Origin of the sequence: Sphingobium indicum BiD32, assembly GCF_000382885.1 — a bacterium.
In the GTDB taxonomy this organism is placed as follows: domain Bacteria; phylum Pseudomonadota; class Alphaproteobacteria; order Sphingomonadales; family Sphingomonadaceae; genus Sphingobium; species Sphingobium japonicum_C.
Genome location: NZ_CAVK010000085.1, coordinates 62,735 through 75,727, shown reverse-complemented (window position 1 = coordinate 75,727; position 12,993 = coordinate 62,735). Strand labels below are relative to the sequence as shown.

The 12,993-nt window shown below is 64.9% G+C and carries 12 protein-coding genes; 4 read left to right on the top strand and 8 right to left on the bottom strand.

Annotation, left to right across the window (positions count from 1 at the left end):
* Positions 1-57: 57 nt before the first annotated feature.
* Positions 58-810, bottom strand: coding sequence for a triose-phosphate isomerase (gene tpiA / locus EBBID32_RS09545; protein ID WP_037490007.1), 753 nt, complete (start codon positions 808-810; stop codon positions 58-60).
* Positions 811-980: 170 nt separating this feature from the next.
* On the opposite strand from tpiA, the gene EBBID32_RS09540 reads away from it, so the two are divergent.
* A complete protein-coding gene (locus EBBID32_RS09540) occupies positions 981-2,933 on the top strand; it encodes a peptidylprolyl isomerase (RefSeq protein WP_006954789.1) in 1,953 nt (650 codons plus the stop codon).
* Between the two features lies 1 nt (position 2,934).
* The gene (gene trpE, locus EBBID32_RS09535) at positions 2,935-4,452 is read left to right on the top strand and encodes an anthranilate synthase component I (RefSeq protein WP_006954788.1); all 1,518 of its coding nucleotides are present in this window, start codon (positions 2,935-2,937) and stop codon (positions 4,450-4,452) included.
* A gap of 34 nt (positions 4,453-4,486) precedes the next feature.
* Here trpE and EBBID32_RS09530 read toward each other — a convergent pair whose 3' ends face one another.
* Genes EBBID32_RS09530 through EBBID32_RS09520 form a run of 3 tightly spaced genes read right to left on the bottom strand, consistent with a single transcriptional unit; the run spans position 4,487 to position 6,931 of the window.
* Entirely contained in the window at positions 4,487-5,212 is a 726-nt protein-coding gene (locus EBBID32_RS09530) for an extensin-like domain-containing protein (protein WP_037490005.1), read from the bottom strand.
* A 3-nt stretch (positions 5,213-5,215) separates the two neighbouring features.
* On the bottom strand, positions 5,216-5,998 hold the full coding sequence (locus EBBID32_RS09525) for an NUDIX domain-containing protein (RefSeq protein WP_037490002.1): 783 nt from the start codon (positions 5,996-5,998) through the stop codon (positions 5,216-5,218).
* Positions 5,999-6,055: 57 nt separating this feature from the next.
* Complete coding sequence (locus tag EBBID32_RS09520) at positions 6,056-6,931, bottom strand: LysR family transcriptional regulator (RefSeq protein ID WP_006954781.1); 876 nt, start codon at positions 6,929-6,931, stop codon at positions 6,056-6,058.
* Positions 6,932-7,038: 107 nt separating this feature from the next.
* Here EBBID32_RS09520 and ilvD point away from each other — a divergent pair, with 107 nt between their 5' ends.
* Complete coding sequence (ilvD, locus tag EBBID32_RS09515) at positions 7,039-8,886, top strand: dihydroxy-acid dehydratase (RefSeq protein ID WP_006954779.1); 1,848 nt, start codon at positions 7,039-7,041, stop codon at positions 8,884-8,886.
* 115 nt (positions 8,887-9,001) lie between these two features.
* On the opposite strand, the gene fghA is transcribed toward ilvD, so the two are convergent.
* The 3 genes from fghA to EBBID32_RS09500 are packed head-to-tail and all read right to left on the bottom strand — an operon-like array spanning position 9,002 to position 11,396.
* Complete coding sequence (fghA, locus tag EBBID32_RS09510) at positions 9,002-9,883, bottom strand: S-formylglutathione hydrolase (protein WP_006954775.1); 882 nt, start codon at positions 9,881-9,883, stop codon at positions 9,002-9,004.
* Positions 9,884-9,888: 5 nt separating this feature from the next.
* Positions 9,889-10,272, bottom strand: a complete 384-nt coding sequence (locus tag EBBID32_RS09505) for a VOC family protein (protein ID WP_006954774.1) — start codon at positions 10,270-10,272, stop codon at positions 9,889-9,891.
* 14 nt (positions 10,273-10,286) lie between these two features.
* Positions 10,287-11,396, bottom strand: a complete 1,110-nt coding sequence (locus tag EBBID32_RS09500; RefSeq protein ID WP_006954773.1) for an S-(hydroxymethyl)glutathione dehydrogenase/class III alcohol dehydrogenase — start codon at positions 11,394-11,396, stop codon at positions 10,287-10,289.
* A gap of 101 nt (positions 11,397-11,497) precedes the next feature.
* On the opposite strand from EBBID32_RS09500, the gene EBBID32_RS09495 reads away from it, so the two are divergent.
* Positions 11,498-12,385, top strand: coding sequence for a LysR family transcriptional regulator (locus EBBID32_RS09495; protein WP_006954772.1), 888 nt, complete (start codon positions 11,498-11,500; stop codon positions 12,383-12,385).
* On the opposite strand, the gene EBBID32_RS09490 is transcribed toward EBBID32_RS09495, so the two are convergent.
* Positions 12,382-12,963: a TetR/AcrR family transcriptional regulator gene (locus EBBID32_RS09490; RefSeq protein ID WP_006954771.1), complete on the bottom strand. Its 582-nt coding sequence runs from the start codon at positions 12,961-12,963 to the stop codon at positions 12,382-12,384. The genes EBBID32_RS09495 and EBBID32_RS09490 overlap by 4 nt on opposite strands.
* Between the last annotated feature and the right edge of the window lie 30 nt (positions 12,964-12,993).

Below are 12,993 nucleotides of genomic sequence, written 5' to 3'. Positions count from 1 at the left end.
CCTCCGTCAACGCTTCGCGTCGACACCTCCCCTTACCGGGGAGGATTGTATAAGTGACTAAGCAACCACCCCGTCAGCCGCCTCGATAATGGGTGCGAATTTGCCCGCCGTCAGGCTCGCCCCGCCGACCAGCCCACCGTCAACATCGGCAATGGCCATCAACTCCGCCGCATTGTCGCCATTCATCGACCCGCCATAGAGGATGCGCATCCCGTCCGCTTCCGCGCCAATCCGGCTGGCCAGCGCACCGCGCAACGCCCGGTGCATCACGTCCACCGCCTCCATCGTCGGAATCCGCCCGGTGCCAATCGCCCAAATGGGTTCATAGGCAATCGCCAGCCAGTCCGCCGCCGCTCCATCGGGCAGCGATGCCAGCAATTGCGCCGACACCACCGCTTCGGCATCGCCTGCGTCGCGCACGTCCAGGCTCTCACCCACGCACAATATGACGTTCAGGCCCGCCGCCTTCGCCGCCAGCGCTTTTGCGGCGACATCGCTATTGCTTTCGCCCTGATCCTGCCGCCGCTCGCTATGCCCCACGATCGTCCAGCTCGCCCCCGCTTCGGCCAGCATCGCGCCCGACAGGCAACCGGTATGCGCACCACTGGCATTGGCATGACAATCCTGCGCGCCGATAAAGGCACCGCCACGAACCTGCGCCGCCGCCGCGATCAATGTCGCTGGCACGCATAGTCCTACGTCCACCTCCCGATGATCGGCCGCGATCCCGCCTATCGTTTCGACTTCGCCCAGATGCGCCTTAAGGCCGTTCATCTTCCAGTTGCCCACGACGAGTTTACGCCTTTTCATGGATTATATTTCCCCATATTTGTTTTTGCTGCACGCCCCTTGGCGATGAACGGCACGGGCGCATTTGTCCAGACCGGCCACGCCAGACTTTGCATGACCGTGGGCGCTTGCCGCCGCGCCGATACCGCCTTAAAGCGGGCCGCCTTCACGCCCGCAGTTCGGACATTTTCATGCTTGCTGTCTTTCGCCGCTTCATTCGCTCCAGGTTTGGCGCGGTCTTTGCGATCCTGTTCCTGGGGGTCATCGCAGCCGCCTTCATCCTGGGCGATCTGTCGGGCGGCCAGTTCGGCAGCAGCCTGGGCGGCGGTGGCGGCACGGCCGCCAAGGCGGGCAGCCACAAGCTGTCGCAAAATGAAGTGCAGGACCGGGTCCAGCGCGTCTATGAAAATGCCCGCAAGTCCAACCCTGGCCTGCTGATCGGCGATTTCTTCGCGCAGGGCGGCGCGACACAGGTGTTCGACCAGCTCGTCGCCTCGCTGACGCTGCGCGCCTTTGCCGACGATCAGGACGTGCATATCTCCAAGCGGCTGGTCGATGCGCAGATTGCGCAGATCCCCGCCTTTCAGGATGCGGCGGGCAATTTCAGCCAGGATAATTTCCGCTCGCTGCTGATCCGCGAACGCATCACCGAACAGGCGCTGCGCGACGATATCAGCCGCGAAATTCTCCAGCGGCAATTGCTGGGTCCGGTGGGTTTGGGCGTCAAACTCTCCGACTCTCTGGTGCTGCCCTATGCCTCGCTGCTGCTCGAAGCACGGCAGGGCACGATCGCCGCGATCCCGGCAGTCGCCTTCCTGGACGACAAGGCACCGACCGACGCGCAACTGGCCGATTATTACAAGCGCAACGCCGATCGCTTCACCATCCCCGAACAGCGCCGCATCCGCTATGCCGTGATCGACGCGGAGCGTTTCGCGCAGGCTTCGCAGCCGAGCGAGGCGGAAATCGCCGCCGCCTATAATCAGAACAAGACCACCTATGCGGCAAAGCAGAGCCGCAGCATCGAACAGCTCGTCCTGCCGACGCAGGCCGGTGCCAAGGCAATTGCCGATCAGGTCAAGGGCGGCACGACGCTGGCCGCCGCCGCACAGGGTGCAGGCCTTGCCGCATCGACGCTGGCTGACCAGAATCAGGCTGCCCTCACGACTTCTGCGGGCAAGGCTGTCGCCGACGCCGCCTTTGCCGCCAAGCAGGGTGATGTGGTCGGTCCCGTGCGCGGATCGCTGGGCTGGGTCGTGCTGCGCGTGACCGCGATCACGCAAACCCCCGCCCGCCCGCTCGCTTCAGTGCGTGGCGAGATTGTCGAGACATTGCGCGCGCAAAAGGAAAAGGCGCTGCTGACCGAGCTGACCGGCAAGCTGGAGGACCAGATTGCCGATGGCGGCACGTTCGAGGAAGTGGTCAAGGATAATGGCCTGAAGCTCGAAACCAGCCCGCTGCTACTCGCCACCGGCAAGCAGGTCGAGGATTCGGCCTATGTCCCTTCGGCTGACCTGCAACCGCTGGTCGCCCCCGCCTTCGCGATGAGCGCGGACGATGATGCGCAGCTTGTGCCGATCACCCCGGACAAGCGCTATGCGCTGATCGCCGCCAGCGAGATCGTCGCCGCCGCGCCGCCGCCACTGGCCAAGGTCAAGCCGCTGGTGCAGGCGCAATACAAGCTCAACCAGGGCAATGAAAAAGCCAAGAAGGTCGCCGAGGATATCCGCGCCAAGGTCGCCAAGGGCATGAAGCTGGCCGACGCCGTCGCCGCCGTCGGCGTCAAGCTGCCCGCGCCGCAGGTGCTGGGCGGCCGCCGCGCCGACATCATGCGCGGGGAGCAGCGTCCCCCGGCAGAGGTCGCCATCCTCTTTTCGATGGCGGCAAACACCGTCAAGACGCTGCCGATCGGGCAGGATCGCGGCACCTTCGTGGTGCAATTGAACGCCATCCAGCGCGGCGATGCCAAGGGTCAGCCCGAATTGTTGAAGCAAGTCCGCGACCAGCTGGGCGAGGTTGTCGGCGAAGAATATGGCCAGCAATTCGAGCGCGCGGTCGAAAAGGAATTGGGCGTCACCCGCAATGCACAGGCCGTGGCAGACGCGCGCAAGGCGCTGACCGCCACCAACAGCGGCGGCCAGTAATATGGGCGCGACGGGCGGGGACGGCATCGCTTGCGCACGCGCGGCGCTGGCGCGGGGCGAATCGGCACTGGTGTGGCGGCGGCAGATTGCCGACACCGACACACCGATTTCAGCGGCGCTCAAATTGTTCGAGCCGGATCGCGGCGATTTCCTGCTCGAATCGGTGGAGGGCGGCGCGGTGCGCGGCCGTCACAGCCTGATCGGCCTGGCCCCCGATCTGCTGTTCCGCGCCGATGGCAACATGGCGCAAATCAACCGCCGCTGGGCAAGCGACCGCACCGCGTTCGAGCCGCTGGAGGCGGACGCGCTGACGGCATTGCGGTCGCTGGTCGCCGAATGTCGCGCCGAACTCGACCCTGCCTTGCCCGCCGCGCTGGCCTGCCTTGTCGGCTATTTCGGTTATGAGACGGTCGGGCTGGTCGAAAAACTCCCCCGCCCCGCCCCCAATCCGATCGCCCTGCCCGACATGCTGTTCGTGCGCCCGACCGTCATATTGGTGTTCGACCGTCTGGCCGACGCTCTCTATCTGGTCGCGCCGGTGTGGAAAGGCAGCTTTACCGACCCCGACAAGGCGATCGACGAAGCTCTGGAGCGCATCGACGCCACCGCCGCGCGCCTCGCCGCCCCGCTGCCTGCCACCTCTGCCCCTGCGGACACAGCCGACATCGCGGTCACTCCGGTGCTGGAACCGGGCCGCTATGCCGCTATGGTCAACAGGGCGAAGGACTATATCGTCGCAGGCGATATTTTTCAGGTCGTGCTGGCGCAGCGTTTCACCAGCCCCTTCACCCTGCCGCCCATCGCCCTCTATCGCGCGCTGCGACGGATCAATCCCTCACCCTTCCTCTATTATCTCGACCTGCCCGGCTTTGCGCTGATCGGCTCGTCCCCCGAAATCCTCGTCCGCGCCCGCGACGGCGAAGTCACGATCCGCCCGATCGCAGGCACCCGTCCGCGCGGCAAGAACGCGGTGGAGGACGCCGCCAACCGCGAAAGCCTGCTCGCCGATCCCAAGGAGCGGGCCGAACATCTGATGCTGCTGGACCTGGGCCGCAACGATGTCGGCCGCGTCGCGACCGCTGGCAGCGTGACCGTGACCGACAGCTACAGCGTCGAATTTTACAGCCATGTCATGCATATCGTCTCCAACGTCGTCGGCCAGCTATCGCCGGACAAGGACGCGATCGACGCGCTGTTTGCGGGCTTCCCGGCAGGCACCGTATCGGGCGCACCCAAGGTTCGCGCCTGTGAGATCATCGCCGAACTGGAGCCCGAAACCCGCGGCGCCTATGCCGGCGGGGTCGGCTATTTCGGCCCCGACGGCAATATGGACAGCTGCATCGTGCTGCGCACCGCCGTCCTGAAAGACGGCGTCATGCACGTACAGGCAGGCGCTGGCATCGTCGCCGATTCCACCCCCGAATATGAACAGCGCGAATGCGAAGCCAAGAGCGGCGCATTGCTGGCGGCGGCGCGCGAAGCCGTGGCTTTGGCGCGGGAAAGCGGCTTCGGGCAATAAATTCCTCCCCAAGACAAGCTTGGGGAGGATCATTTTACCGGCACGCCCGCCATCCAGTCGCGCCGCGCTCCGCCTGATCCAGATGGAAATGATCGCGATGCGCCTTGTTATAATCGGGCGACAGCACGGTCGAAAACAGGTCGCACGCGCCATCCCGCACCGCGCGCAGAAACTCCGCGTCGCGCGCCTTGCCATCCCAATCGTTCAGCACACTGACCTGTCGCCCGTCCGCCAGCACGAAAGCCGATATGTCGATCGCGTCGGCGGTCGCATGTTCGCTGAAATCCCCGGCGCTGCGCCCGTACATCCGCCGACAGCTATAACTGCCGAAATGCCGCATCGACGCAACCGGCTGGTCATAGATGCGCTGCGCGGCAGGTTGCACCACCTGCCACTCCCACAATTTAAGCGCCGCGACCACCGGACAGGAAGGCGCAACCGCCGCCGGTGACAGGGCCACCGCGCCGCGCTCCCCCATCAGCCGCACAGCATCGTCATAGACGCACTGCCCCGACCCGCCCGCCTGCATCGCGCTATGCGCCACCCCCGCCCGTTCCAGCAGCGCCAGACATTGCGCCCGCTCGCCCGTCAGCGCCGCCAGCTTCCGCCCGGTAAAAAGCCCGATCGGCTGATCAAGGTCGATATCGGTCCAGGGCAGATCCTGCGGCCGCTGCCGCACCACGGCATAGCCCAGCAAAATCAGACACAGCACGCCGCCCCATAACAGGCAGCGGCGTATTATCAGGTGAAATTGTCGCATCGCCTAACCACGCCGGACCTGCCTGAAAGGTTCCGACGTCACCGGATAACCCAGATGATCGGGGATGCACAAATGCCGCTCGCCATCCCGATCCTCTATCCATGGCCTTACCTTGTCCACAGGGTGGGCGGCGGCATGGGCGACCAGATCGGCATGGCTGCCCGCCAGCGCCAGCCGCTCCAGATTGCGTCGGGTGGGGAAGATAATGTGCCCCTGCCCCGCGTCGCACCGCGCCAGCGTCGCCGCCGCACTGCTCCAGAACAGATGCACATTCTCGGTCGCGTCGGCGATGGCCTCCTGCGCTTGCGGTGCGCGGGCGAGATAGAAGCGCGTATCATAGATCCGGATGGCCTTCTCAGACGGCGCGGGATGCCAGCGGGCAAAGGGCGTCAACTGGTCGAGAGCCAGCACCAGCCCATGGGACTCAAGCAGATCGCCCAGCACCGCCCCGCCCAGCAACCCCTGCCGGATCGATACCACCGCCGCACCATCGACCACGCCCGCCAGCCCGCCACTCAGCCCAACGCCCAGGCCGCTTTCCTCGATCGTTTCACGAATCGCCGCGATCCGCGCCGCCGCCTCGTCCAGTTCCAGTCCATGGTCGATCCGCACCGCAAGCTGCTGGTCATGCGCATCCACGCCCCCGCCGGGAAAGACCAGCGCGCCAGCGGCAAAGGCCATGGTCGATGCCCGTTCCATCATCAAAATGTCGGGCGGTCCATCGGGGCGGTCGCGCACGATCACCACCGTTGCGGCAGGGCGGCCCGCATCATCCATTGCTGTCATAGTCTCTGCTCTAGGCCCACCCGCGCCCGGCGGTAAAGCCCGCAGCGGCGTTTCCCCTCACCCCGCCTGCGCCAGTTCCAGAAATTGCCGCAACGTCGGCGTCTCATCATCGCGCCGCCACGCCAGCCCCGTCTCCAGCATTGGTGCGTCGCCCAGATCGGCATAGACCACCCCTGCCCGTGCCAGATTGCGCAGCGACGCCGGGACCAGTGCAATCCCCAGCCCGGCCGACACCAGGCTGATGATCGTCTGCATCTGGATTGCCTGCTGCACGATATTCGCCTGCCCGCCGCGCGCCGCATAATAGCCGGTGACCAGATCATGGAAGGCCGGTGCCACCGCGCGCGGGAACAGGATCAGCGGCAGCGACAATATGGCCGCCGCGTCGATTGCCCCCGCCTCCACCCACTGCTCCGGCAGCGCCGCGACCAGCGGTTCGCGGATCAGGCGGCGATAGCAGAGGTCCGGCGACAGCGGCGCATCGGCGGGCGGGATCAATATGCCCGCATGGGCCTGCCCGGCCAGCAGCGCGGGGATCTGAACGTCGCTGGTCGCTTCGGTCAGGCGGATTTCGACCTGCGGGAACAAGGCGGCATAGCGCCGCACCAGAGCGGGCAGCACGCTATAATCGGCGGTGCTGACGAAGGACAAAGCCAGATGCCCGGCCCGTCCCTCCCGCAACTGCCGCGCCGTTTCGGGCAGCGCATCGATCGCCGCAATCGCGGGCCGCACCTGCTCCAGCCATTGCGCCCCGAACGGGGTCAGCGCCACTCGCCGCTTGGTCCGCGCAAACAAGGCCGCGCCCAGTTCACGCTCCAACGTCAGGATAGACTGGCTCAGCGGCGGCTGGGTCATGCGCAGCCGTTCCGCCGCCTGCCCGAAATGCAGCGTATCGGCGACCGTGACAAAATGCCGCAACTGGCGAATGTCCATTATTGATACTTTCTGCGACCTAATGATCCATCAATAATATATTTCACAGCCAATCCCAATGGGTCTAGAGCAGCCTCAAGAGGATTATCTTTTCAGGGACACCGACCATGCCTGCCTATCGCTCCAGAACCACCACCCACGGCCGCAACATGGCGGGCGCGCGCGGCCTGTGGCGCGCGACGGGCATGAAGGATGAGGATTTCGGCAAGCCGATCATCGCCGTCGTCAACAGCTTCACCCAGTTTGTGCCGGGCCATGTCCACCTGAAAGACCTGGGCCAGCTCGTCGCCCGCGAAATCGAGGCGGCAGGCGGCGTCGCGAAGGAATTCAACACCATCGCGGTCGATGACGGCATCGCCATGGGCCATGGCGGGATGCTCTATTCGCTCCCCAGCCGTGACCTTATCGCCGACAGCGTCGAATATATGGTCAACGCCCATTGCGCCGACGCGATGGTCTGCATCTCCAATTGCGACAAGATCACGCCCGGCATGTTGATGGCCGCGATGCGCCTCAACATCCCCGTCGTGTTCGTCTCCGGCGGGCCGATGGAGGCGGGCAAGGTCGTGATGCGCGGCAAGGAAGTGGCGCTCGATCTGGTCGACGCCATGGTCGTCGCCGCCGACGAAAGCTATACCGACGAAGAAGTCAAAACCATCGAACGCTCCGCCTGTCCGACCTGCGGCAGTTGTTCGGGTATGTTCACCGCCAATTCGATGAATTGCCTTACCGAAGCGCTCGGCCTTTCGCTGCCCGGCAACGGATCGACTTTGGCCACCCATTCGGATCGCGAACGGCTGTTCCGCGAAGCCGGCCATGTCATCGTCGATCTCGCCAAGCGCTGGTACGAACAGGATGACGCCACCGCCCTGCCGCGCACCATCGCCAGCTTTGCCGCGTTTGAAAATGCGATGAGCCTCGACATCGCCATGGGCGGCTCGACCAACACCGTCCTCCACCTCCTCGCCGCCGCGCATGAAGGCGGGGTCGATTTCACCATGGCCGACATTGATCGGCTGTCGCGCCGCGTCCCCTGCCTGTGCAAGGTCGCGCCCGCCAAGCAGGACGTGCATATGGAGGATGTCCACCGCGCCGGTGGCATCATGGCGATATTGGGCGAACTGGAGCGCGCGGGGCTGATCGATACCTCGCTCCCGACCGTCCACGCGCCCACCATGGCCGCCGCCCTTGGCCGCTGGGACATTGGCCGCACCAATAGCGATGAAGTCCGCAACTTCTTCCGCGCGGCCCCCGGCGGCGTCCCGACCCAGACCGCGTTCAGCCAGTCGGCCCGCTGGGATGAACTGGATATCGACCGCGAAAAGGGCGTGATCCGCTCCGCCGAACATCCCTTCTCCAAGGATGGCGGCCTCGCGGTCCTCTACGGCAACCTCGCGCCCGAAGGCTGCATCGTCAAGACGGCGGGCGTGGACGATTCGATCCTCACCTTCCACGGCACCGCGCGCGTCTATGAAAGCCAGGACGCCTCGGTCGCGGGCATTTTGGGCAATGAGGTCAAGGCCGGCGACGTGGTCGTCATCCGCTATGAAGGGCCAAAGGGCGGCCCTGGCATGCAGGAAATGCTCTACCCGACCAGCTATCTGAAATCCAAGGGGCTGGGCAAGGCATGTGCGCTGATCACCGACGGCCGTTTCTCCGGCGGCACGTCGGGCCTGTCGATCGGCCATGTCTCCCCCGAAGCCGCCGAAGGCGGCCTCATCGCGCTGGTCCAGACCGGCGACCCGATCGTCATCGACATTCCGGGCCGCGTCATCAAGCTGGACCTGGATGATGCCATACTGGCCGAACGCCGCGCCGAAATGGAAAAGATGGGCGCCAAGGCCTGGAAGCCCTTCGGCCGCAAGCGCGAAGTCTCCCCCGCGCTGCGCGCCTACGCCGCGATGACCACCAACGCCGCCAAGGGCGCGGTGCGGGATGTCAGCCAGATCGAATGACGTAAAACTCCTCCCCGGCACGGGGAGGGGGACCGCCGCGAAGCGGTGGTGGAGGGGCGCGCGCCGCCAAGGCGCAACGCCCGGACGGAAGCCCCCTCCGTCAGGCTTCGCCTGTTCAACAGAGGCACGTGACTCTGTTGAACTCCCCGGCACGGGGAGGAATACCCAACCTTTCCCCATGCCAGCGCAAATGCGCCTCCATGAAGGTGGAGATGAAATAATAGCTATGGTCATAGCCCTCGCGCAGGTTCAGCGTCAGGTCGATCCCCGCTGCCGCGCAGGCCGCGCGCAATAAGTCCGGCCGCAATTCCTTCTCCAGAAATGCGTCCGCCCCGCCCTGATCGACCAGCAAAGCCTCGACCCGCGCACCATCCTCGATCAACGCGACCGCATCATGCTTGCGCCACGCCGCCCTGTCCGCACCCAGATAGCCGCCCAGCGCCTTCTGCCCCCAGGGCACCTGGCTCGGCGCGACGATCGGCGCGAAGGCCGACACCGCCCTGAACCGATCCGCCAATGTCAGCCCGATGGTCAGCGCGCCATGGCCGCCCATCGAATGACCCATGATCGACTGCCGCGCCATGTCGGCGGGAAACTGCGCCGCGATCAGTGCAGGCAGTTCCTCGGTCACATAGGACCACATCTGGTAATGGGCCGCGAATGGCGCCTCCGTCGCATCGACGTAAAAGCCCGCGCCCAGCCCGAAATCATAAGCCCCTTCCGGGTCATCCGCGACACCCTCACCCCGCGGCGACGTATCGGGCGCAACGAAGATCAACCCCAGCTCCGCACAGATCGCGCGAAACTCGCCCTTCTCGGTCACATTGGCATGGGTGCAGGTCAGCCCCGACAGATACCAGACCACCGGCAGCCTGGCCCCCGCCTCATGCGGCGGCACGAACACGGAAAAGACCATGTTCGTCCCCGTGCTGGCGGACGCATGGCGGTAAACCCCCTGCACCCCGCCAAAGGCGCAATTTTCCGAAACCGTCTCCACGTCGCTCAATCCTTTGGACCGACATTGGGCGCATAGGCGCAGATCTTGTTGCCGTCCGGGTCACGCAGATAGGCGCCATACATGTTACCGGGCGAATTGGCCCGGAAACCCGGTGCGCCTTCACTCGTGCCACCCGCCGCGACGCCATTATCGTGAAAGGCATCAACCTCGGCATAGCTTTTGGCGGCAAAGCCCAGCGTATGGCCGTTGGCCCAGGTCGCAGGCGCGCCATCGGCGGGTTTGGCCACCACCACCGCGCCGCTGGCCGACGGATAGATCAGACCATTGGGATAGGGAGCCGCACTATAGCCCAGCGCACCCAGCGCCGCGTCCCAGAAGGCGCGCGCCTTTTCAATGTCGTTCGTGCCGAAATAGACATGAGTGAACATGGTTGGCCCTTCCATCAAAACACAACCACGCTGCGGATGCTCTCGCCCGCATGCATCAGGTCGAACCCCTTGTTGATCTCCTCCAGGCTCAGCACATGGGTGATCATCGGGTCGATCTCGATCTTGCCATTCATATACCAGTCGACGATCTTGGGCACGTCGGTCCGGCCCTTGGCCCCGCCGAATGCACTGCCCTTCCACACCCGGCCGGTGACCAGCTGGAATGGGCGGGTGCTGATTTCCTTGCCCGCTTCGGCGACGCCGATGATGATACTCTCCCCCCAGCCGCGATGGCAGGCTTCCAGCGCGGTGCGCATCACCCCGGTATTGCCGGTGCAATCGAACGTATAGTCCGCCCCGCCATCGGTCAGCGCGACCAGATGCTGGACGATGTCGCCATCGACCTTGTTCGGATTGACGAAGTGGGTCATGCCGAAACGACGGCCCCATTCTTCCTTGCTGTCATTGATGTCGACGCCGATGATCATGTCTGCGCCGACCAGCTTGGCGCCCTGGATGACGTTCAGGCCGATGCCGCCCAGGCCGAAGATGATGACATTGGAGCCAGGCGTCACCTTGGCGCTGTTCACCACCGCGCCCACGCCCGTCGTCACGCCACAGCCGATATAGCAGCTCTTGTCGAACGGCGCGTCCTCGCGGATTTTCGCGACCGCGATTTCGGGCAACACGGTGAAGTTGGAGAAGGTCGAACAGCCCATATAATGAAAGATCGGCTGCCCCTTATAGCTGAACCGCGTCGTGCCGTCGGGCATCAGCCCCTTGCCCTGCGTCGCGCGGATCGCGGTGCACAGGTTGGTCTTGCCGCTCAGGCAGCTTTTGCACTGGCGACATTCGGGGGTGTAGAGCGGGATCACATGGTCGCCCACCGCCACGCTGGTGACGCCCGGCCCGATTTCGCGCACGATGCCTGCGCCTTCATGCCCCAGGATCGACGGGAAGATGCCCTCGCTGTCAAACCCGTCCAGCGTATAGGCGTCGGTATGACAGATGCCGGTCGCCATGATCTCGACGAGCACTTCACCCGCCTTCGGCCCTTCCAGATCGACGTCGACAATCTCCAGCGGCTTCTTGGCTTCAAAGGCGACGGCAGCGCGGGTTTTCATGGGAAAGGCTCCTGATATGATGCTGCCCTGCCCTAGCAATATCCCACCCGCGCGATAAGGAAGGAATTTTGCAATTCATTATTTCATATAAGGGATAATCCATGCGCGGCTGGGATGGGATCGACGAATTTGTCGCCGTGGCAACCACCGGCAGCTTCAAGGGCGGGGCCGACGCGCTCGGCCTCTCCACCACCCATATGAGCCGCGCCATCGCCGCGCTGGAAAACCGGGTGCAGCGCCCACTCTTCCACCGCACCACCCGCACCGTCCGGCTGACCGACACTGGCCGCCTCTTCTACGATCATTGCAGCCGCATCGTTACCGAACGGGACGAGGCCATCGCCCTCATCAGCGAAGGCGCGGAACCCCAGGGCGACCTGCGCATCACCTGCTCGACCGCGATGGGGGAGCGGTTCATCGCCCCCATCGTCCGCGAATTTGCCGCGCGCTATGTCAAACTCGCTGTCACGATCGATCTGACCAACCGCATCGTGGACCTGATCGGCGAAGGCTATGACATGGCGATCCGCACCGGCACGCTGGCCGACAGCCGCCTCATCGGTACGCGCATCGCGTCGCGCACCCTCTACACCTGCGCAGCGCCTGCCTATCTCGCGGCCCGCGGCACCCCTAACGCCATCGCCGATCTGGCCCATCATGACTGCCTGATCGGCACCGCGACCAGCTGGCAATTCCGTTCCTGGGGCCGGGTTGAAACCATCCGCCCGCGCGGCCGCTGGCGCTGCAACAGCGGAGCGGCGGTGGCGCAAGCCGCCGTCGCGGGCATGGGCGTGTGCCAATTGCCCGAATTTTACGTCCTGCCCCATATCGCGTCAGGCGCGCTTGTGCCGCTGCTGGCCGATTTCGCGATGGAGGATGAACCGATCTGGGCCGTCTATCCCCAGCGCCGTCACCTTCTGCCCAAGATCACGGGCCTGCTCGACCTGTTGCGCAGCGAATTGCCGGTCGCGCTGGCCAGGCGGGACTAACCATCGTGCCGGAACAGCCGCGCCACTTGCCCCGCAATCTCGCGCGGAGTGAGCCGCCCCGGCCGGAACCAGTCCGCCGCGGCATTAAGCTGCGACAATAATAGGTTGCGATAGATCGACCGGTCAATCCCGGCTGGCAAAGGCAGGTCGGCGACGATCGCCCGGAACAACCCCTCAAACCGGTCGCGCCGCGCCACCAGTTCAACCCGCACGGCATCAGGCACCTCGCGGAAATCATTCATCATCGGCATCGTCAGCGAATCGGGTGCCAGTTGCACCTCCAGCATAGCCACGCACGCTGCCTCCAGCCTGTCCCACGGATCGGCCACGTCCGCCACCGCCGCCGCGATCCGCGCCTCCGCCGCATCCAGCGCACCATTATGCAACTCAACGAACAGCGCGTCCTTGGACTTGATATGGTGATAGAGCGACCCGCCCAGCACCCCCGACGCCTCGCCAATGTCGCGCATCGACGTGCCGCGATAGCCCTTGCGCGCAAACAGCTGCGCTGCGACGGTCAATATCTCGTCGCGCCGGGACCGCGTCCCCTGGTCGCTTGCCACCTGCTTCTTGCTCATGCACGTTGGCCTAGCACAGAAATCCGCCCC

What these genes read in the sequence shown, in the direction of transcription:
- tpiA (WP_037490007.1), bottom strand. Translation starts at nt 810, where the DNA reads ATGAAAAGGCGTAAACTCGTCGTGGGCAACTGGAAGATGAACGGCCTT.
- EBBID32_RS09540 (WP_006954789.1), top strand. Translation starts at nt 981, where the DNA reads ATGCTTGCTGTCTTTCGCCGCTTCATTCGCTCCAGGTTTGGCGCGGTC.
- trpE (WP_006954788.1), top strand. Translation starts at nt 2,935, where the DNA reads ATGGGCGCGACGGGCGGGGACGGCATCGCTTGCGCACGCGCGGCGCTG.
- EBBID32_RS09530 (WP_037490005.1), bottom strand. Translation starts at nt 5,212, where the DNA reads ATGCGACAATTTCACCTGATAATACGCCGCTGCCTGTTATGGGGCGGC.
- EBBID32_RS09525 (WP_037490002.1), bottom strand. Translation starts at nt 5,998, where the DNA reads ATGACAGCAATGGATGATGCGGGCCGCCCTGCCGCAACGGTGGTGATC.
- EBBID32_RS09520 (WP_006954781.1), bottom strand. Translation starts at nt 6,931, where the DNA reads ATGGACATTCGCCAGTTGCGGCATTTTGTCACGGTCGCCGATACGCTG.
- ilvD (WP_006954779.1), top strand. Translation starts at nt 7,039, where the DNA reads ATGCCTGCCTATCGCTCCAGAACCACCACCCACGGCCGCAACATGGCG.
- EBBID32_RS09505 (WP_006954774.1), bottom strand. Translation starts at nt 10,272, where the DNA reads ATGTTCACTCATGTCTATTTCGGCACGAACGACATTGAAAAGGCGCGC.
- EBBID32_RS09500 (WP_006954773.1), bottom strand. Translation starts at nt 11,396, where the DNA reads ATGAAAACCCGCGCTGCCGTCGCCTTTGAAGCCAAGAAGCCGCTGGAG.
- EBBID32_RS09495 (WP_006954772.1), top strand. Translation starts at nt 11,498, where the DNA reads ATGCGCGGCTGGGATGGGATCGACGAATTTGTCGCCGTGGCAACCACC.
- EBBID32_RS09490 (WP_006954771.1), bottom strand. Translation starts at nt 12,963, where the DNA reads ATGAGCAAGAAGCAGGTGGCAAGCGACCAGGGGACGCGGTCCCGGCGC.